This is a genomic window from Halorubrum sp. SP9 (assembly GCF_005435015.1).
Lineage (GTDB): Archaea > Halobacteriota > Halobacteria > Halobacteriales > Haloferacaceae > Halorubrum > Halorubrum sodomense.
On sequence record NZ_SGXU01000019.1, the window covers coordinates 21,914 to 41,984 of the forward strand.

16 protein-coding genes and 1 pseudogene are annotated in these 20,071 nt (G+C 65.0%); 12 read left to right on the top strand and 5 right to left on the bottom strand.

Annotation, left to right across the window (positions count from 1 at the left end):
- Window positions 1-17: 17 nt before the first annotated feature.
- Entirely contained in the window at window positions 18-785 is a 768-nt protein-coding gene (locus EXE45_RS11500) for a VOC family protein (RefSeq protein WP_137694428.1), read from the bottom strand.
- Between the two features lie 178 nt (window positions 786-963).
- Here EXE45_RS11500 and EXE45_RS11505 point away from each other — a divergent pair, with 178 nt between their 5' ends.
- The 4 genes from EXE45_RS11505 to EXE45_RS11520 all read left to right on the top strand — a co-directional run bounded on the left by EXE45_RS11505 (window position 964) and on the right by EXE45_RS11520 (window position 5,933).
- Complete coding sequence (locus EXE45_RS11505; protein ID WP_137694429.1) at window positions 964-1,929, top strand: hypothetical protein; 966 nt, start codon at window positions 964-966, stop codon at window positions 1,927-1,929.
- Between the two features lie 99 nt (window positions 1,930-2,028).
- On the top strand, window positions 2,029-3,819 hold the full coding sequence (locus EXE45_RS11510) for a histidine kinase N-terminal 7TM domain-containing protein (protein WP_137694430.1): 1,791 nt from the start codon (window positions 2,029-2,031) through the stop codon (window positions 3,817-3,819).
- Window positions 3,820-3,849: 30 nt separating this feature from the next.
- On the top strand, window positions 3,850-4,290 hold the full coding sequence (locus EXE45_RS11515) for an EamA family transporter (protein WP_137694431.1): 441 nt from the start codon (window positions 3,850-3,852) through the stop codon (window positions 4,288-4,290).
- 98 nt (window positions 4,291-4,388) lie between these two features.
- The gene (locus tag EXE45_RS11520) at window positions 4,389-5,933 is read left to right on the top strand and encodes an MATE family efflux transporter (RefSeq protein WP_137694432.1); all 1,545 of its coding nucleotides are present in this window, start codon (window positions 4,389-4,391) and stop codon (window positions 5,931-5,933) included.
- A 75-nt stretch (window positions 5,934-6,008) separates the two neighbouring features.
- Here EXE45_RS11520 and EXE45_RS11525 read toward each other — a convergent pair whose 3' ends face one another.
- The gene (locus tag EXE45_RS11525) at window positions 6,009-6,650 is read right to left on the bottom strand and encodes a type 1 glutamine amidotransferase (RefSeq protein ID WP_092922195.1); all 642 of its coding nucleotides are present in this window, start codon (window positions 6,648-6,650) and stop codon (window positions 6,009-6,011) included.
- 40 nt (window positions 6,651-6,690) lie between these two features.
- Here EXE45_RS11525 and EXE45_RS11530 point away from each other — a divergent pair, with 40 nt between their 5' ends.
- Window positions 6,691-8,301 carry a SufS family cysteine desulfurase gene (locus EXE45_RS11530; protein ID WP_092922193.1) on the top strand — a complete coding sequence of 537 codons (1,611 nt, stop codon included), beginning with the start codon at window positions 6,691-6,693 and terminating at the stop codon, window positions 8,299-8,301.
- 31 nt (window positions 8,302-8,332) lie between these two features.
- Here EXE45_RS11530 and arcS read toward each other — a convergent pair whose 3' ends face one another.
- Window positions 8,333-10,174 (bottom strand): archaeosine synthase subunit alpha, encoded by a 1,842-nt coding sequence (gene arcS / locus EXE45_RS11535; RefSeq protein ID WP_137694433.1) that lies wholly within the window; start codon window positions 10,172-10,174, stop codon window positions 8,333-8,335.
- A gap of 116 nt (window positions 10,175-10,290) precedes the next feature.
- On the opposite strand from arcS, the gene EXE45_RS11540 reads away from it, so the two are divergent.
- Window positions 10,291-10,815 carry a pyridoxamine 5'-phosphate oxidase gene (locus EXE45_RS11540; RefSeq protein ID WP_092922189.1) on the top strand — a complete coding sequence of 175 codons (525 nt, stop codon included), beginning with the start codon at window positions 10,291-10,293 and terminating at the stop codon, window positions 10,813-10,815.
- Between the two features lie 182 nt (window positions 10,816-10,997).
- On the opposite strand, the pseudogene EXE45_RS11545 reads toward EXE45_RS11540, so the two are convergent.
- Window positions 10,998-11,491: pseudogene (locus EXE45_RS11545) on the bottom strand (hypothetical protein); the annotation flags it as partial.
- Between the two features lie 35 nt (window positions 11,492-11,526).
- Window positions 11,527-12,273 carry a helix-turn-helix domain-containing protein gene (locus EXE45_RS11550; RefSeq protein ID WP_137694434.1) on the bottom strand — a complete coding sequence of 249 codons (747 nt, stop codon included), beginning with the start codon at window positions 12,271-12,273 and terminating at the stop codon, window positions 11,527-11,529.
- 334 nt (window positions 12,274-12,607) lie between these two features.
- On the opposite strand from EXE45_RS11550, the gene EXE45_RS11555 reads away from it, so the two are divergent.
- From EXE45_RS11555 to EXE45_RS11580, 6 genes are all read left to right on the top strand, one after another.
- Window positions 12,608-14,170 carry an ABC transporter substrate-binding protein gene (locus EXE45_RS11555; RefSeq protein WP_158293695.1) on the top strand — a complete coding sequence of 521 codons (1,563 nt, stop codon included), beginning with the start codon at window positions 12,608-12,610 and terminating at the stop codon, window positions 14,168-14,170.
- 66 nt (window positions 14,171-14,236) lie between these two features.
- Window positions 14,237-15,190 (top strand): ABC transporter permease, encoded by a 954-nt coding sequence (locus tag EXE45_RS11560; protein ID WP_092923237.1) that lies wholly within the window; start codon window positions 14,237-14,239, stop codon window positions 15,188-15,190.
- Window positions 15,190-16,110, top strand: coding sequence for an ABC transporter permease (locus tag EXE45_RS11565; protein ID WP_092922183.1), 921 nt, complete (start codon window positions 15,190-15,192; stop codon window positions 16,108-16,110). The genes EXE45_RS11560 and EXE45_RS11565 overlap by 1 nt, the downstream gene beginning before the upstream one ends.
- Complete coding sequence (locus EXE45_RS11570; RefSeq protein ID WP_137694435.1) at window positions 16,107-17,318, top strand: ABC transporter ATP-binding protein; 1,212 nt, start codon at window positions 16,107-16,109, stop codon at window positions 17,316-17,318. Before EXE45_RS11565 ends, EXE45_RS11570 begins: the two co-directional genes overlap by 4 nt.
- Window positions 17,315-18,430 (top strand): ABC transporter ATP-binding protein, encoded by a 1,116-nt coding sequence (locus EXE45_RS11575; protein ID WP_092922179.1) that lies wholly within the window; start codon window positions 17,315-17,317, stop codon window positions 18,428-18,430. The genes EXE45_RS11570 and EXE45_RS11575 overlap by 4 nt, the downstream gene beginning before the upstream one ends.
- Window positions 18,417-19,745: an OFA family MFS transporter gene (locus EXE45_RS11580; protein ID WP_092922177.1), complete on the top strand. Its 1,329-nt coding sequence runs from the start codon at window positions 18,417-18,419 to the stop codon at window positions 19,743-19,745. The genes EXE45_RS11575 and EXE45_RS11580 overlap by 14 nt, the downstream gene beginning before the upstream one ends.
- Window positions 19,746-20,071: the final 326 nt, after the last annotated feature.

A 20,071-nucleotide genomic window follows, 5' to 3' on the forward strand; every position in this document is an offset into this window, starting at 1 on the left:
GCCGGTTCGAGCGGCGATCAGTCGCGGGTGACCAGTTCGACCTCGTGGCCGTCCTGGTCCTTCGTGAACGCGTAGTTGTGGTCGCAGGAGGCGGGGTCGCGGTAGTCGGGCGCCTCGCGGGTCAGCAGGTCGTCCCACGCGTCGTCGAGGTCGTCGACGCGGACCGCGACGTGGCCCCAGGCGTCGCCCATCGTGTACTCGCGGCCGTCGTAGTTGTAGGTGAGCTCGATCTTCATCGCCTCCTCCGGGGCGTCCTCTGGGGCCACGAAGTAGTTCGAGAAGGTGTCGGCCTCCCAGCGGCCGGGCACCTCGGTGTACTCGAACTTGCGGGTCCAGTAGCCGAGCGCCTCGTCGGCGTCCTCGACGCGGATCATCGTGTGGTCGATGCTCCACTTCGCGCCGTGGTCGCGCTTGACGATCTCGATCTCGTGGCCGTCGGGGTCCTTCACGAACGCGTAGCGGTTCCCGCAGGACTCGGGGTCGCGGTAGTCGTCGACGCCCTCGTCCATCAGCCGGTCGTACGACTCCTGAAGCGCGTCTTCAGGGACGCGGACCGCGATGTGCCCCCAGGCGTCGCCGATCTCGTAGCTGCGGCCGTCGTGGTTGTACGTGAGCTCCAAGAGGGCGCCGTCCTCGTGGACGTCCTCGGGGCCGAGGAAGACGTTGGTGAACGTGTCCGCCTCCCAGCGGCCCTTCTCCTCGTAGTTCAGGTGCGTCTGGTACCAGTCGAGGCTCTCCTCTAAGTCCTCGACGCGGATCATCACGTGGTCGAGCGTTCCGTCCATACGCGAGCGATCGGCCGCTCGGGTCAAAAGCGTACTGAAGCCCGAAGCCGGCCCGCGACGCCTCCGGGAGAAACTGATACCGCGACGATTCGAGTTTTATTAACACCTTACGGAGTGGATAGATACGTCTCGATCCCCCATACCTGACGTTCGCCGCCCACCGGCGGCGGACGTCTCCATGGCGAACGAACCGACGAAGCCGTCCGCGCCGGACGGCACGACGGCGCAGTATCGCTCGCAATCGACTCCCCCCGACTCGGGGGCCGTACGGCGGGTCGCCGCGTTCGCCGCGGGCGCCCCGTTCACCGCGCTCGTCGCGGCTGTCGAGGTGGCGGTCGTGACGGTTGCGCTCGGCGTCCCGCGGTCGGCCGCGTCGGTCGCGGTGGGACTGATCGCGTTCGCGGTGTACGCCGCGGACCACGTCGCCGACGCCGAGGGCGACGTGAGTTCGACCCCGTCTCGGGCGCGGATCGCGTTACGTTACGGCGATCAGCTGATGACCGCCGCCGCGGTGAGCTACGGGCTGGCGGTCGCGTTGGCGGTCGGCGCCGGTCCCGCGGCGCTCGCGCTCGCCCTCGTCCCCGGGGCGGTGTGGGTCGGGTACGCCACCGGCTGGCCGGCGGCCGCCGGCGACCTCGCCGCACCGCTCGGGACCGTCTCCGTGCCGCGGCTGAAGGACGTCTTCCTCCTCAACTCCGCCGCGGTCGCGATCGCGTGGGCGGTCGCCGTCGTCGCCGCGCCGCTCGCGTTCACCGGGGTCACGCTCGAGGCGGTCGGTGCGCCGACGGTCGCGCTGCTTTTCGCGTACGTCGCCGTGCGATCGTTCGTCGACGTCGAGGTCCCGAACGTCAGGGACGTCGCGGCCGACGCGGCGCGGGGCACGGCGACGCTCCCGGTCGTGTACGGGACCGCCGGGACCCGCCGGATCCTGCTCGGCGTCGACGCGGTCGCCGCCGGACTGCTGGGGGCCGTGGCCGCGGTCGACGCCGTCCCGCGTCCGGTCCTCGCCGCGCTCGCCGCGGGGCTGGCGGTCTCCGTGGCCGTCACCGCGCTGGCCGACCGGCTCGGCGGGGCGGCGCTCGGCGTCGCGCCCGACTGTAGCTACCTCGTCGCCGGCGCCGTCCTGCTCGCGATCGGCGGGTGAGGCGGCGAGGAACCCGACTCCGAGCGGCGCAGCGACCGATTTTTTCAATGAGATAACTCGACCCAATGAGTTATAAATCCAATCTGCGTAAAAAACTCCATGGCAGCGCTGAGTCCGCTGTCCGTCGCCCTCCTCGTCGCCGTGACGGTCGGACTGGCGGCGGCGATTCTCGCGTGGCGGGAGCGCCCGGAGCCGGGCGCGACGTGGCTCGCCGTGCTCCTCGCCGGGCAGGTCTGGTGGGCGACGTTCCTCGTCTTCGAACTGGAGGCGACGACGCTGCCGGCGAAGGCGCTGTGGTACGACGTCCAGTGGGTCGGGGTCGTGGTCATCCCGGTCGGCTGGCTCTTCTTCGCGCTCGCGTACACCGGTTACGACCGCTACGTGACTCCCTTCTCCGTCGCGCTGGTGTCGGTCGTGCCCGCCGCGACCGTCGCGGTCGCCGCCGCCGGCGACCCGGGGAACCTCCTCGCGGTCGACCGGGTGGTGCGCGAGACCGCCGTCGGGACGTTCCTCGGCGTGGTTCCGGGGCCGCTGTACTACGTCATCGCGGGGTACACCTACCTCCTCGGTGCGGCCGGGTCGGTCCCGCTCGTCCAGCTGATCCGCGACGACGCGCGCCCGTTCCGGGGACAGAGCGCGGCGCTGCTCGTCGGGACCGCGGCGCCGTGGGCCGGGAACCTCGCGCACCTCTCCGGCGCGGTGCCGATCCCCGGGCTCGATCCCACTCCGCTCGTGTTCGGGGTCTCGGGGGTCGCGTACCTGCTCGCGCTCTCGCGGTTCCGGCTGCTGACGCTCGCGCCGGCCCCGCGCCGCCGTGCGCGCCAGCTCGTCTTCGAGCAGCTCCACGACCCGGTCTTCGTCGTCGGAGCCGAGGGGCTCCTCGTCGACCTCAACGAGTGCGCGGCCGAGACGTTCGGGATCGACCGGCGCGACGCGATCGGCGAGCCCGCGGCGACCGTCGTGCCGAAGTACGACGCGATCCGCGAGCTCGACGGCGCCGACGCCGACAAACCGCGGCCGATACCGATCGTCGGCCGCGACGGCCAACGGCCGTACGAGGCGACGGTCAGGGACGTGATCGACGACCACGACCGCACCACGGCCCGAGTCGTCACGCTCCACGACGTCGGGGCGTACCTCGGCCAACAGCAGCGGCTCAACGTCTTGAACCGCGTGTTCCGTCACGACGTTCGGACGGAGACCAACCTCATCCAGGGGTACGCCGAACAGCTCCGCTCGGACCCGACCGACGAGCGCGCCCTGTCGGTCATCGAGGAGAGCGCCGAGCGGATGCTCGAACTCAGCGAGCGCACCCGGACCGCCGGCGAGCTGTTCGACCCGACGGAGGAGTCGCGGTCGGTGCCGCTCCCGGACGTCGTCGACGAGGCCGTCGGGGAGGCGCGGGCGGTCGCCCCCGAGGCCCGGATCGAGGTCGGGCAGGTGGCACCGGTCCCGGTCCCGGACGTGCTGGCGGTCGTCCTCGGGAACCTCTGTACGAACGCGGTCGGGCACAACGACGCGGCGACGCCGTGGATGCGGATCGACGCCGCGGTCGCGGACGGCTGGGTCGAGGTCACCGTCGCTGACGACGGCCCGGGGATCGACCCCGCCGAGTACGACGTGTTGGACCGCGGCACGGAGACCCCCCTGCGCCACGGCAGCGGGATCGGCCTGTGGATCGTCAAGTGGGGCGTCGACCACCTCGGCGGGCGGATCTCGTTCGACGAGCGCGAGCCGACCGGGACGGTCGTGACGGTCTGCGTCCCGGTCGACCGCTCGGAGACGCCGGGCGCCGGCCCGGACGGTGAGCCCCCGGATCCGCACCTCGATGACCCGGCGCCGAGCGACGAGTCGGGCTCGCTCGGGCCGCCGCCGGACGCGGGTCGATAGGCACTTGACGCCGGGCGGCGACCCCGAGGTATGGACGCTACGGCCACGACCTATCTCCCCTACGCGCTGCTCGCGATGGGCGCGTACGCGCTCGTCTCGCCGCTGATGCGCGTCGCAACGACCGGTCCGAACGCGATCCCGAGCGACGTCGCCGTCGTCGTCTCGAACACCCTGCTCGTCGCCATGGCGGTCGGCGTGATCGCGTACACCGGGCAGGGGTTCGCGACCCACCTCGCGTCGCCGAAGCTGGCCCACGTGCTCGCGGCGGGCGTGTTCCTCGGGATCGGCATCCTCGCATTGTACCGATCGCTCTCGCTCGGCCCGGTGAGCGTCGTGACCCCCATCTTCGCGATGTTCCTCGTCTTCTCGTCGGTGATCGGCTTCCTGTTCCTCGGCGAGTCGTTCACGGCCCGGAAGGGGCTCGGAATCGTCTTCGCGGCCGCCGCGGTGTACCTCGTCTCCGGCGCCTGACCGGTGGGTCGATCCCGGCCCGCCGACCCCGCGATCCGGAACGGCCTGCCGCGTGACGAAACCCCTTTAGCCGCCAGCGGGAAAGGAGCGCACCCGCCGTGTCTCGCCTTCCGAGTTCCCTCCGCGCGCTGATCTCGTACGTCGCCGACCTCCCGAACCCGTTCCGCGCGCTCATCCTCTACATCGGCTTCGCACTCGCGAGGATCGGGCTGATCGACCGCCACCGCGTGGTCCGGACCTCCGACCTCGCGTGGCCGCGGATCGTGACCGGGATCGCCCGGATGTCGAAGAACGCGGTCGACGTCGCGATGGTCGGCGTCGCGGTCGGCACCAGCGCCGTCGCCGGCGTCGGCTTCGCCGGCCCCTACTGGGGGCTCGCGTTCGCGCTCGGCGGCGGCGTCGCCGGCGGCACCATCGCCTTAGTCTCCCAGCGGTACAGCGCCGAGGCGTTCGTCGAACTCGGGGACGCGGTCCGGTCGAGCGTCCTCCTCGTGATCGCGATCAGCGTCCCCGTCAGCGGCGCCTTCTGGCTGTACGCGCCGGCGTTCATCGACGCGCTGAGCAGCAACGAGGCGGCGATCGCCTACGGCGCCGACTACCTCCGCGTGGTCGGCCTCGGCGTCCCCTTCGCCGCGCTCAACCTCGTCGGCAGCCGCGTGCTGGTCGGCTGCGACGACGCGTACACCGCGATGCGGGTCCGGGCGGGCGGCGCGGTCGCGAACATCGTCCTCAGCGCGCTGTTCATCTTCGGCCTCGGCTGGGGCGTCGAGGGCGCCGCGGTCGGCACCGTCCTCTCGAACGTCCTCGCGGTCGCCGGGTTCACCGTCGGACTCGTCCGCGGGAGCGCCCCGCTGGTCGGGGAGTTCCCGGTCGCGATCGACCCGGCCGGCTCGTATCTCAATCCCGAAATGCTACGCGACCTCGTCGAGATCGGGGTTCCCGTCGGCGCGCGCAACCTCGTGTGGACGGCCGCCGAGTTCCCCATGCTCGCCATCCTCGACGTGTTCGGCGAGAACACGGTGGCCGCGTTCGTCATCGCGCGTCGCATCTGGGGGATCATGAACACCCCCGGCTGGGGGTTCGGCCTCGCCTCCTCCAGTCTGGTCGGCCAGGAACTCGGCGTGGAGCGGCCCGACGAGGCGGAGGCGTACGCCCGCGACATCATCCGGTTCTCGGTGGCGACGTACGCCGTCTCCGCGGTGCTGATCGCCGTCTTCGCGACCGACATCGTCTCGCTGTTCGCCCAGTCGCCCGACAGCCCCGAGATACCGATCGCCGTGAACCTCGTGTACGCGGCCTGCGCGGCGGTGATCTTCCAAGGGATCTCCGGCGGGGCCGCCGGCCCCCTCGACGCCGCCGGCGACACGAAGATCCCCTTCGCGAGCCAGTTCCTCGGGATGTTCTGCGTGTCGATTCCCCTCGCGTACGTCGGCGCCCACAGCTCGACCCCGGCTATCGACCTCCCGCTCGTCGGCGTCACGGTCCCGGAGGTCGCGCTCCCCGCGATCGGCCTGTGGGGACTCTACCTCGCGTTCATGGCGGAGACGACGATCCCCGCCGCGATCAACTACCTCCGGTTCCGCTCGGGCAAGTGGAAGAAGATAAGCGAGGCGTACCGCCCCGGGGCGACCGCGGACGACTGAGCCGCTGACCCGTCGTCCGGCGGCTTTTCGACGCGAGTCGTCTGCGGTTGCCGTCCCGGAGAAGTGGAGTGGACGCTACGATTCGCTCTCGGACGACTCGACGAGGTCCGCGAAGTTGGCGAGCGTCCGGGTGGCGGTGGAGTCCTCGAAAGAGCCGTCGGCCGCCTCCCAGTCGTCGTACTCGTCTGTGATCCGAGGCGTGAATTCGGGGTGATACTGGACCGACCAGACGGGCCGGTCGCGGTGGCGCGTGGCGAAGTACTCGTAGTAGTCCGCGCGCCCGATGACCTCCATCCCGTCGCCGAGCTCCGTCACGACGTCGGAGTGAAGGACGGGCACGCTCGGTTCGACGCCGTCGAACAGCGGCTCGTCGGCGTCGAGTTCGGCGTCGTGGAGCCGGAGGCGGGAGGTCCCGCTGTCGACGACCTCGCCGCCGAGGGCGGCGTTCAGAATCTGATGGCCGAAGCAGATGCCGAGGGTCGGGACGTCCTCCTCGACGAGCCGGCGCGCGAACCGCTTCTGGGCCGCGATCCACGGCTGGTCGGGCTCGTCGTACACGCCGACCTCGCTGCCGCCGATGACGACGCCGTCCACGTTATCGAGGGCCGGGTCGCCGTCCTCGTTCGGGTAGTTGTACACGCGGGCGTCGGGCAGGAAGTGGACGATCTCGTCGGCCATGTAGCCGCCGTCGACCGCGTTATCGAGTACCAATATCATTTGGGAGTTATTTAAATAGAACTGATCTCTTGGTAGTTACATGAGTTTCGATGCCGAAGCGGTTCGTTCGGACTTCCCCGTGCTCGACCGACGCGTGAACGGGCATCCGCTCACCTACCTCGACAACGCCGCGACCACGCACACACCCCAGCAGGTGTACGACGTCTTCGAGGAGTTCTACGCGGGGTACAACGCGAACGTCCACCGCGGGATCCACGAGCTCAGTCACGAGGCCTCGCTCGCCTACGAAGAGGCGCACGACCGCGTCGCCGACTTCCTCGGCGCGGACGGCCGCGAGGAGATCGTCTTCACCAAGAACACCACCGAGAGCATCAACCTCGTCGCGTACGGTCTCAGCCGGCGTCTCAGCGAGGGCGACGAGATCGTCGCGACGGAGATGGACCACCACGCCTCGCTGGTCACCTGGCAGCAGATCGCCGAGCGCACGGGTGCGACCGTCCGCCACATTCCCGTCACGGCCGACGGCCACCTCGACATGGACGCCGCCCGCGACCTCGTCACCGACGACACCGCGGTCGTCTCTGTCCCCCACGTCTCGAACGTGCTCGGGACGGTCAATCCCGTTGCCGACCTCGCGGTCCTCGCACACGACCACGACGCGTACGCGGTCGTCGACGGCGCCCAGTCCGCCCCGACGCGGCCCGTCGACGTGGGGGCGATGGACGCGGACTTCTTCGCGTTCAGCGGCCACAAGCTCGCCGGGCCCACTGGAGTCGGGGGACTGTACGGGAAACGCGAGATCTTGGCGGAGCTCGACCCGTTCCTGTTCGGCGGAGAGATGATCCGGAACGTCACGCTCACCGACTCGACGTGGAACGAGCTTCCCTGGAAGTTCGAGGCGGGTACGCCGCCGATCGCGGAGGGTATCGCGCTCGGCGCGGCCGTCGACTATCTCGAGAAACTGGGAATGGACGCCGTCCGCGACCACGAGAACGAACTCGCGCAGTACCTCCTCAGAGAACTCGCCGACCGAGAGTTCGTCCGGACGTATGGTCCCGGCGTCGGCGAGGAGCGCACCGGCCTCGTCTCGTTCAACGTCGAGGGCGTCCACGGGCACGACCTCTCCAGCCTCCTCAACGATCGAGGCATCGCCATCCGCGCCGGCGACCACTGTACGCAGCCGCTCCACGACCGGCTCGACATCCCCGGCTCCGCGCGGGCGTCGTTCTACGTCTACAACACCCGCGCGGACATCGACCGCCTCCTCGACGTCGTCGACACCGCCCGAGACGACCTGGACGCGTACCTCGCCTCCGATCGCTACCACGATCTCGTCAGCGAACACTACCACCGCCCCCGTAACCCGGGCGCACTCACCGATCCGACGTTCGTGAAGTCCTCCGAGGAGACGACCTGCGGCGACGACGGCGAGTTCCACGTCGCGATCGCCGACGGCCGTATCGAGGAGATCGCCTTCGAGAGCCGGAGCTGTGCGGTCAGCCGCGCCGTCGCCAGCCTCCTCTCGGAGCACCTCGCCGGGATGTCGGTCGAGGCGGTCGCCGACCTCGACGGGTACGTCGCCCGCGAGCTCGACGGACAGTACCCCGACCTCCGACGCGAGTGCGTCGAAGGCCCGGAGGACGTCATCCGAGAGGCGGCTCGGGAGTACGTCGAGGAGAACAGCGCGTAGGACCGCTACCGCGTCGTCTTTCGGGGCTCGGTCACTTCTCGTCGGCGTGTCGAACCTCGACCGCGACCCCCCGCGTCGCCCCCGCCATCTCCGGGCCGGAGATCGCCGCGCGGCCGACCGCGAACGCCTTCGGGCCCTCGACCACGACCTCGTCGCCGACCCGAATCCCGTCGTCGGCGTCGACGACGCCGGGCGCGAGGACGGAGCCGTGCGGGACGAACGCGTCGATCTCGACCCGCTTCGTCGGCGCGTCGCTCGCGACCCAGCGGTGCGCGCCGGCGAGGGTGAACGAGAGGGTGCCGTACTGGGGAACCATCGTCGCCAGCTGCTCGCCCGGCTCGCCCTCGCGGCCGGCGTCGGCGTCGTCGCCCCACACCTGGAGCTTCGGGTAGCGACCGGTGGTGCGCACGTCGGCCTCCCCGCCGTACGCCTCGTCGCCGTCGCCGGCCTCACCGCCGCCCGCGCCGAGCCCGCCGAAGAGGTCGTCGCCCGCGCCGTCTCCGAGGAGGTAGTCCGCGATGGCGCGGACGGTGTTGTGCTCGCGCTCGCGTTTGCTGTACGCGGGCTCGCCTTCGAGCGCCGCGTTCAGTTCGCCGAGCGACTCGTCGGTCGTCGGGTGGTCGACGCAGGTGTACTCGAACTCGACGTCGACGGCGCCCTCGACGCGCTCGCAGATCTCGCGGTAGCCGTCCTCGGGGACGTGCGCGACGACGCGGGAGTAGTCGTTGCGGTCGAGGTACCGTCGCAGCACCTCCGCGACGAACGAAATCTCGTCCTCGCTCCAGTCGCCGGTGACGACCGAGTCGTAGTGTTGGGCGGGGTAGGTCGTCTCCAGCTCCTGCGGGACCACGCCGATGGGCGAGGTCATCGACACGGTGTGGCCGCGCCACTGGATCGCGTCGTGGAACTGCCGGTGGCTCTGGGAGTCGCTGTACGGCTTGGTGGCCGAGCAGGGGACCAACACGAGCGGCTGGTCGGTGAATCGGTTGCGGTAGCGGCTCGTGACGCGGTCCGCGAACCGCCGAATCTCGACGCGGTCGAGCGTCTCCGCCGACGCCGCCGTCAGCTCCGCGTCGCGCATGAGCGGCGTCCGTTCTTCGAGGTACCCCCACTGGTCGTCGAACTCGCGGAACGCGGCCGTGAGCCACCCCTCGTGGCGGGCCTGCCCCTCGACGTAGTCGCGCAGGCGGCCGCTCCGGATCCGCTCGCGGACCCGGCGGAGTTCGGCGCGGAGGGCGTTGGCGTTGTGGTCGGCGCAGTCGGCGCGCGTGAACTCGCTCCGGGCCTTCGCGCAGGCGGGGCAGGCGCACGGCAGTTCGTCGAGGTCCTCGAGGAAGTGTTCGGCGTCGGCGGTGAGGTACATCCCCTGCGTCCCCTTCGTCCGCGCGAGCGTCGCGTCGACGAGGTCGACGCCGGCGTACGCGAGGAGCGCGACGTTCCGGGGCGTGGCGACGCCGGAGAGGCCGAGCGCGGCGTCCGGGGGCAGGCCCTCCTTCGCACGAACGATCGCGTCGCGGAACGCCTCGCCGTGGCCGACGAACCCCTGCGCGTCCGAGAGGAGGTAGGCGTCGGCGCCGAGGTCGCGGGCGCTCCGGCTGTCGACGACCGCCGCCGAGGGGAACTCGACATCGGGGTGGTCGACCGCGAACGACTCGCGGACCTCCTCGCGGGTGCCGGCCGGGAACGACCGGTGGGGGAGCACCGTCAGCGCGGACTCGTCGCCGTCCGGCACCTCGCGGTCGCCGGCCCAGAGGCTCCCGGCGTCGTCGAGGAACGGGTCCGCGAGCGCCGGGGTCGTCACGGGGTCGGCGAGGCGGACCGCCCCGAGGCGGGCCGCGCCGTCGCGCTCGTGGACCTCGAAGTAGTCGGTCATACCGCCACTCGCGCGGGGACGGTCAATTCTCTTGTGTTCCGCGGACGCGCCGCGGACCGAGGACCGGCGACGCGCCCCGGCGCAACTGTTAGGCGGGACGCGGCCGATGGATCGGTATGGATCCGACCGGCCCGTGGGACCGCGAGCGCGTGGACGAGTTCCTCGGCAGCGCGCGAGTCCCGGTCCGACTCGGCTGCCGCACGCCGAGCGACCGCCCGTGGATCGTCTCGCTGTGGTTCGCGTGGGAACCGGAGGCGGGGAGCGGCGAAGGCGCCGAGGGCGGCTCCGGCGAGCCGACCGGCGCCATCCGCTGTGCGACGAGCGCGAGCGCCGACCTCGTCGAGTTCGTCGAACACGACGATCACGTCTCCTTCGACGTGTCGACGAACGACCCCCCGTACAAGGGCGTCCGCGGCCGCGGTCACGCGACGGTGGCGCCGGACGACGACAAGCGACTCCTTCGAACGCTCCTGCGCAGATATCTGGGCGGGGTCGACAACGCGACCGCCGACCGACTGCTGCGGCCCGAGCGCGAGGAAGTCGAGATCCGGATCGAACCGGAGCGGCTCCACGCGTGGGACTACTCGGAGCGCATGAAATCGACCGACCGGTCGGGGCGCACGGGACCGGCGGACGAGTGAGCCGATCGCGGTCGGTCGAGTTTCGACGGGTTTCCATGGTTCTCCGAAAGGGTGTCAAGGTTAGAGGATGGCATTGTGGAGAGTTGCGAAGGCTTTGAGATACGCTTCCTGCGGGGACTCCGAGTTTGCCATCAGCACATCCGGCGTGCGAATCTCTCGATATACTTTCTGCCGATATCGGCCTACCATCCGAGCAACCGGGACAGGAATCTACTGGATCCGTCTTCTGCTTCGGTGGGCTCCCCGTGTTTAGACTCGGAAGTATTTCGGTCTATCGCGACCGCTGTCTCGTTGGTCAGCAGTTCACCCACCGAGAATCCGACCCACTCCGCGAACTCTTCGGGGGCTCCAATATAGACGCTCGTCGCTGACTTCTCCGACATGGACCGTTTTACAAGTCGTTTTTCGCAATCGTACACCTCGTACCCTTCCCGATCGAAATTCGCTGTGAGGGCCCCGGTTCAGATTCGAATGTGACGCGACCACCCTGGATATCCCGCTGCGGCATCAACTGACTCGTGTTGTACTCTTTTTCGGTTGACTCATCTGCCGGGAAGTAGTCCGGTTCGTCTCGGCTGGCCTTCTCGTAGAAGCCACGCATTGTCTGGCGGACGTCCTCAGTCGTCCCACCCCCGTCGGTGTAGGGCTTTTCGGTCATCGTCCGCCGGACCACGTACCAAACTGCGGAAGTAAACACCACCAGTGTAGCGATTAACACTCGGAGAGGTCACTCCGTAATGTCTCAGGCTGCGTGTTTTGGTTGACCACGTCAGGGAACAGATGTCTTCCAACTTCCGAGAGAAGCGTGTTTTCTACGCGTTTAATGTGTTCCCCTGCCGTTGAGTGGTGAACATCAAGAAACGCAGCGATGTCGCTAATCGTGGCCTGATTATTCTCAGCGTAATACCCCAATTCGAGCGCTGCCTCAAAGGCGGCTAATTGTTGTTTCGTCAGCTCAGATCGGAGCGCGTGATAATGAATGGCCTCCTCGTCGCTGATGGGACCGACATCGACGTTCCGGGCCAGTCGAACGTTGTTGCTCCGCTCCTCGATGGCGTCCACAAGTCTCCGGAGTGCGTCCTTATGTCGAGTGTAGACAACCCAGTGTTCGATCCCGTGTTCGACTACAACTGTCGAGTACTGGAAGCAGCCGGCGTCGTCGATGAGCTTGAGGATGGAGGGATTATTGGCTGGGTAATTGACCTCACTAATGAAGTACGCTCGATTCGCGTCACCAGCTGAGACGCGCTCGAACTCGACCGTAGCGTCGTGATCCCGATAGTTCTCTGCGAATGCCGCTACTTTACTCTCCGCACCGTCGACCGCAAGCAATCGCTTCGCTTCACCGCCAGTGAGCCTGACACGAGAGACATTCTCGATTCTGACCGACGAGTGGGAGGAGGACACGTCTGAAACGGGGCAGCCGTAGTGTCTTACGGCCAGTTCTGCTTCCCACATGGTTGGGTGCCGTCGGTCCGTGTATTTATATGTTTGTGATCAGTTACCATATAACAGGATTAACCGAACGGATCAATAATGTCTACGCTGAGAAATGAAGCCAGATATATCTGGCCGAATATTTAGGTCAGTTTATCTACTGTCACCTCCCGTCATGCGAGGCGTTGACAAGGATCAACTAGAAGGTCCGAGTATTGACCGTCGTACAACGATGAAACTGTTGAGCGCAGCGGGCTTGGCCGGTGTGGCCGGCTGTACTGGTGATGGTAGTCAGCCAGGGTCTGACGGCAGTAACGGTGGGGACGGTGGTGATGGTAGCGATAGTGATTCCAATATGGGCGGCTCTATTGAGGCCGGCTGGGCATTCAACGCGGTGGAGGTGCTTGATCCCCACTACGTTGATCTCTACCAGCAGATCACGATTTTCTCAAACATCTTTTCGGGTATCGTCAAACTGGACCGCAACGGTGAGATCGTGGGCGATGCGGCAAGCGATTGGACGCTGCCTGACAACACGACCTACGAGTTCACCATTCGCGAGGGAATGACGTTCCACAACGGAGACACACTCGACGCCTCCGCGATCAAGTGGTCCATTGAGCGATTGATGGGGCTCGATGACTCGCCTCATATCGGGAAGGTAGCTGATATCGAAAGTGTGGAGGCGCCGGATGCGACGACGCTCCGAATTAATCTCTCGAGGCCCGTTGCTCCGTTTATCACATTCCTCACGCGCGGTCCGGGACGGGCTGGAACCATCGTCAATAAAACGGCAGTCGAGGAGGACCCCCAACGCTACCGGCGTTACCCCGTCGGGTCGGGCCCATTCGAACTCACGGAACGGTCCACGGGAGAGTCGCTCACCCTGACGGCGTTCGACGATTACTGGGAGACCGACTCAGAGGGCAATAGTCTCCCGTACCTTGACGAGGTTGTCATCAACCTCATTCCTGAACCCTCCACAATGTGGAGCGCAATTACGACCGACGGGATCCAGTATGCCGACGAACTCCCACCTCAGAACGCGCGGCAGGTACAGGGCGGGGGTGGAAGTGTCGATGTTGCGGGGGTCAGCTCTGGCGAGTGGTCGTGTTTGGCGATGCTGTGTAATGATCCGGCCTCCGATGAGTGGGCTGAACGGCAGTCGTACGCGAGCGGTAACGACCAGCCGACCGATGCGTGGGAGGGAACGGATATCCCCACGACGGATCGGCGAGTCCGGCAGGCGGTAGCGATGGCCATCGACCGAGAGGAGCTGGTCAGCACCGCGTACTTTGGCTTCGCTGAGCCCGCACACAGCCTGATCAACCCTGCTATTGCCTGGGCATATCAAGAACAGCCGGAAAACGCTCAAATGTATAATCCCGAGCGAGCTCGAGAACTATTAGACGAAGCCGGGTACACCGGCGAACCACGGTTCTCCGGAAGCATTCTTGGCACTCCGACCGACGAACGGGTGATGACCGTGTTACAACAGCAGCTATCGAACGTCGGTATCGATGCCACACTCGACGTCCAGCAGGAGTCGTCCTACTGGGATAATATCTACCGATACAATCACATGTTCATGATGTACGGCGGTGGCGGCGACATCGACCCGTGGATGTCGTGGTGGAAACAGCTCCGCACGCCGATGGAGGAGGGATCCTCGGGTGCGTGGCAAAAGAACCTCTACTCCAACGAGAATTTCGACGAAGCGCTTTCAAAATCATTCAACACACCGAACCAGGACGAACGGATCGAATACGTCCGAGAGGCCGAGCAAATCTTCCTCGAAGACGCGCCGTTCGCGATGACGACGTTCCCCCTCACTCCGAAAGGGAGCGTGACACAGCTCAAAAATGTAGGCAACCAGATTGGCTTGAGCAACTTCCATCGCGCCTACCTCGAGGAGTAACATGCTGTTCACACTGACAGCTCGGGCGATGTCAACCTGGCTCGTTAGGGGTGATCCGTAATGGGGATGCGTCGCTATATCGCCAAGCGAGTCGCTCACGCGCTGGTGGTAATCTACATTGTTGCAACAATCGTGTTCTTTGCCGTCAGAGCCATCCCTGGCGACCCAGCACGAGTCCTGCTCGGCGGCGACGCCAGCGCCGAAGCCATTGCGGCACTCCGGGAGGAGATGGGCCTCACGGAACCGCTGTACGTTCAGTATATCCGGTGGATGGGCCGGATCTTACAAGGAGATCTCGGCACCTCGGTGTTTAGCGACCAGAGTGTCCTCCAGATGCTCATTGGTGTGGCTGAACCGACGCTGAGTATTGCTGGGCTCGGGATGCTAATTGCGCTGTTGATAGCTATTCCCGCTGGCATCACCAGCGCCGTCAAACAGTACCAGTGGGAAGACTACGTCGCGACGACGGTCTCGTTCATCGGTATCAGCATGCCTGGGTTCTGGATCGGTATTGTCTTGTTGATCATTTTCGCTGACCGGCTCGGCTGGGTGCCGGCGTTCGGCTACGTGTCGTTCCGGCAGGGGATCATCCCCTGGCTAAAACACATCATTCTGCCGGCCTTGGCGGTCGGGCTCCCCTACGGCGGGATCTTGATGCGGATGACTCGGTCGTCAATGATGGAAGTGCTGAACGAAGACTACATGCGAACGGCGCGAGCCAAGGGGTTAGACGGCCGGCTGATCGTTTTTAAACACGGGTTACAGAACGCTCTCATCCCGATCGTTACCGTCGCGGGTATCCTGCTGGGCGTGCTGCTCGGCGGCGTCGTCGCTGTTGAAATCGTGTTCGGGATCCAGGGGCTCGGCCGGCTGCTGATTGCGTCGATCCAACGCCGGGATTTCCCAGCTATCCAGGGAGCGGTGATCCTCATCTCGTTCGTGTTCGTGTTCATGAACCTGCTCGTGGACGTGTTATACACGTCGATCAACCCGCAGATCAAGTACGGAGGTAGTGAGTGATGTCGGTCTCTGATCTCGTCGAAAGTGCGTTCAGCGGCTCGAGTGAGAGCGGGAAGACCTTTGGAATCCGGTCTGACCTGCTTGAGCGGTTCATCAAAACGATTCGGCGTGACCTCAGAGCGAAGATCGGGTTCCTCGTTGTCGCGCTGTTCGGGCTGTCGGCTATCTTTGCGCCGATGCTGGCGCCGTACGACCCGATGTCCCAACAGTTCCCGATACTGATGCCACCGGACCCGTTGAGTGCCAACCCACTCGGCACGGACTCATTCGGCCGGGACCTCCTGTCACGGCTGATGTACGGCGCCCGGATTTCGCTGGCCGTTGGCCTCGGGGCGGTTACATTTGGAGCGGTCCTCGGAATCCTGATCGGCTTGTTCGCAGGCTACTACGGTGGGTACATCGACGACCTGCTGATGCGGGCCGTCGACGTCATGTGGGCGTTCCCGTGGCTACTCATCGCCATTATGCTAGTCGCGATCTTCGGCCAGGGGTTCTGGAATGTCATGGTCGCTATCGGGTTCGCCTATATCGATGATTTCGCACGGTTGGCCCGTGGCGAGGTCCTGGCGATCCGTGAAGAGGAGTATACCATGGCGGCGAAGAGCGTCGGGCTCGAAGACTATGAGATCATCTTCGAAGAAGTGTTCCCGAACACGGTTGCGCCGCTTATTGTCCAATTCACAATCTTCACGGCGCGAGCGATCCTCGCTGAGAGCACCCTGTCGTTCCTCGGACTGGGCGTTAAACCGACGACACCGACGTGGGGAGCCCTCCTGGGACAGGGTCGCGGATTCATCACGCAGGCGTGGTGGATCTCCATCATTCCGGGGATCGCCATCATGGTGACTGTGCTTGGAATCAACCTCTTCGGCGACGCACTACGTGATGCCTTCGACGTGAAAGAGACTGGTCAAACATGAGCTCGCAACCACGTCCTACACAGCGGGCTGGTCCGTCCGTATCGACTACTGTCACCGAGGAACCGCCGCTGCTGGCTGTTGATAATCTCCACACGACGTTCACCACAGAACGTGGAGATGTCCCGGCCGTTGACGGGGTTTCCTTCGCGATTAACGAGGGGGAGGTATTCGGCATCGTCGGTGAGTCAGGTTCCGGAAAATCCGTCACCGCTCTCTCGTTGTTGGGTCTCGCTGACGGCGCGACCGTTACCGCCGATCGGCTGTGCTTCCGGGATGAAGACCTCCTCACCAAAGATGAGGCAGCCCTCCGCGAGATCCGTGGCAACGACATCTCGATGATCTTCCAAGATCCGATGTCGTCGCTCAACCCGGTGATGACCGTTGGCGAGCAAATCGCTGAGGTCGTTCGCCACCACGGTGATGTCGGTGAATCGCAGTCGCTGTTCGCAGAACTCCGGCGGAAGTACGTCACCGGCACCAGCGAGTCAAGCGCCTCGTGGCAACGAGCGGTCGAGTTGCTGGACACCGTCGGCATTCCAGACCCGGCCGACAGGGCGAACGAGTACCCGCACCAGTTGTCCGGCGGGATGAAACAACGGGTGATGATCGCGCAAGCGCTCGCCGGCGATCCTGACCTGATTATCGCTGATGAGCCGACTACCGCTCTCGACGTGACGATCGAAGCCCAGATCCTCAACGAACTGCTCGATCTGCGCGATGAGTTCGGCGTCTCTATCATGCTCATCACGCACGACTTAGCAGTCGTCCGCGAAACGTGCGACCGCGTGGCCGTGATGTACGCGGGCGAAATGATGGAGACGGCTGATACCAGGACGCTCTTCGAAGATCCTCGCCACCCGTACACGCGAGGGTTGATAGATTCCATCCCCCGGACGGACGACGACCGTGAGTGGCTCGATGCTATCGAAGGCAACGTTCCCGACCCGACGGCCAAACCGCAGGGCTGTCCGTTTCGAACCCGGTGTGACGCCGCATTCTCTCTCTGTGAGGAGCCGCTTGTCGCCTACTCAGCGGAGGAGCCCGGCCATCGAACGTGGTGTCACCTCTATAACGATGCGGTTGCCAACGACGGGGACGAGGTCCAGCGTGTCGACGACGCGGAGGCGAAACAACTCATCCAAGAACACGAGGCCAGCGACGATCTGGTCACCCCGCAGCGGCCCAACTTCGGAGGGGAGTACAGATGAGTAGCCAATTCGAATCATCAGTCACCGATACCACAGGTGGTCAGTCAGCCGAGTCGGGCGGTGAACCGCTGCTGAGTGCGAAGGGCCTGAAAAAGCACTTTCCAGTTGAACAGAGCTTCCTCGACCGCCTGTTCGGTGATGACGAGTGGGTTCACGCCGTCGACGGGGTAGACCTGACGCTCGCCGAGCGGGAAACCCTCGGTGTGGTCGGTGAGTCCGGGTGTGGGAAGTCCACCCTCGGGCGCACACTGTCTCGACTCTACGAACCGACTGCTGGGACCATCCATTTCGACGGTGAAGAGATCTCTGACGCCGAAGGGGACCGGCTGAAAGCGCTCCGAAAAGATGTTCAGGTCATCTTTCAGGATCCGCTTTCATCGCTGAACCCACGAAAAACAGTCGGGGAGATTGTCGGCAAGCCGCTGGCGGTCCACGACATCGCGACTGGTGAGGCCAAAGACGAACGTGTCGCCGAGTTGTTCGAGGAGGTTGGCCTCTCACCCGACTTGCGCGACCGCTATCCACACGAGTTTTCCGGCGGCCAGCGCCAGCGTGTCGGTATCGCGCGTGCCCTTGCCGTGGAACCGAAACTCATCATTGCCGACGAGCCGGTTAGCGCACTCGACGTGAGCGTCCAGGCACAGATCATCAACTTAATGAAACGCCTCCAACAGGAGTACGGCCTCTCGTACGTTTTTATCGCACACGACCTATCGGTGGTGCGGCACGTCAGTGATCGTATCGCAGTCATGTATTTGGGAAAGATCGTAGAGGAGGGGCCGACACACGATATCTTTGAGGCACCGGCTCATCCCTACACGAAGTCACTGCTGGCAGCAATCCCGAGTATCACCGGCGAAATGGGGCGGCGAACCGTCCATCTCGATGGGAATCCACCAAGTCCTATCGACCCACCATCGGGATGTCCGTTCCATACCCGTTGTCCGGAGTACATCGACGAGGAGTGCGAAGCCGATGAGCCAGCGCTCCAACCGGTCGAGCAGAGCGCCGAGTCCGACCCCGAGCGGCACCGGTCGGCGTGTCACTGGAACGACCGTGACGAGGCTGACCGCGCAGCACAGAGTCCGTACGGAAACGATGTCGGGGGATGATTCCCACGCGTCTGCTGCGTCTACGACCGACGATCCGGGCACAGCAGCTCATGACCACTTGGGTTTCTCGCGGTGGTGGTTAATCGTCGCTGCTGCGGGCTCGATGGGCGTGGTGAGTCCCTACCAATACGTCTGGTCGTCGATCGAAGGACCGCTGGCGCGAGATCTCGGGATCGCATTGCCCGCACTGGGGCTCGTGTTCACGCTGTTCGTGATATTTCAGGCTGGCTCACAGTTTCCTGTTGGCTGGTGGCGTGACCGACACGGGCCGCGAAACCTGACCGCCATCGCAGCAGTGCTCGCCGGTGGTGGATACATCGGTATCACGTACGCAACGACAGTGTGGCACCTCTACGTACTGTACTCGCTGGGGGCGATCGGCGTTGGCATCGTGTACACCGTCGCGGTGAACACAGCCCTGAAATGGTTCCCCGACCGCCGCGGGCTGACCACTGGTGTCGGGACAATGGCTTTCGCCGGTGGCGCAGCACTGTTTGTCCCGTTCGTTCGTGCCAACGCTGCTGTTGACGCGTACAGCAGAGTATTGCGACTGATGGGTGTCCTCATCTTTGTCGTTGTCCTCCTGACGGCAGTGCTGCTACGGGATCCGCCGCCAAACTGGTTCAGGGACAGTAAAGAATCGAACGAGGCTCCGGCCGATCAGGCCTCAGCGGCGAATTTTCAGTATACATGGCGCGAAACAGCTCGAACCTGGCAGTTTTGGCTTATGTACGCAATGTTCGTTGCGGTGAGCGGAGCTGGTCTCATGGTGACTGCGAAGGTGATCTCATTTGCGCAGGCGATGTCGTTAACCGAGAATACGGCCACGCTCTCGGCGACAATGTTGCCCGTTGCGGCCGGGATCGGTCGCCTAGTCATGGGCGACCTCTCCGACCGGTTTGACCGACGATACATCATGGCGGTCTCATTTGCCTTGTGTGGAATCGGCGTTGGCAGCCTGGTTTTCGCCGCTCAAGCGGGGTCAACGGTCTTGTTCGTGGGGAGTGTCGTGTTAGCAACGTTCTTCTGGAGTCCGCAGTACACGCTGTTTCCAAGCTTGGTCGGTGAGTATTATGGAGAGGCTCACTCCTCGTCGAACTATGCGCTACTCTACTCTGGGAAAATGTGGGGTGGTATCTTCGGTGGCGCGGTCGCCGGCTGGCTGGTAACCGTTACTTCGTGGACGTTTACCTTTGGTATCGGAGCTGTCCTCGCTATCGGTGCTGGGGTGAGTGCATTAGCACTCCAAAGGCCTACCAAACACCCTGTGAGACCAGCTGGTAGCGCTGTGAACCCTGGCGAAAAGCAGGACTGAACGTAGCTGTTGGCTCGCCCGCCCGATTACGATTTGAACAGGGCCCTTCATACGAGGAGGGGGTCAAGGCTAGGGGATGGCATTGTGGAGAGCTGCGAAGGATTTGACCCAGCGGTCTCCTGATACCACCGGCGCAGGGCCTCGTATGAGCGCCAGACTACCCGCTCAACGCGCCGATACGGGAGATCGGCTAATACAAAAACGCTGCTTCGACACGCTGTTCGGTCGGGGTATCTTCACGGGAAAATACTTTCTGATCGCGTGTTTTCGCGACCACGCGGTCGAGCATCTTCGAGTCACCAACTCACCCTTGCTCGGCCGCACTC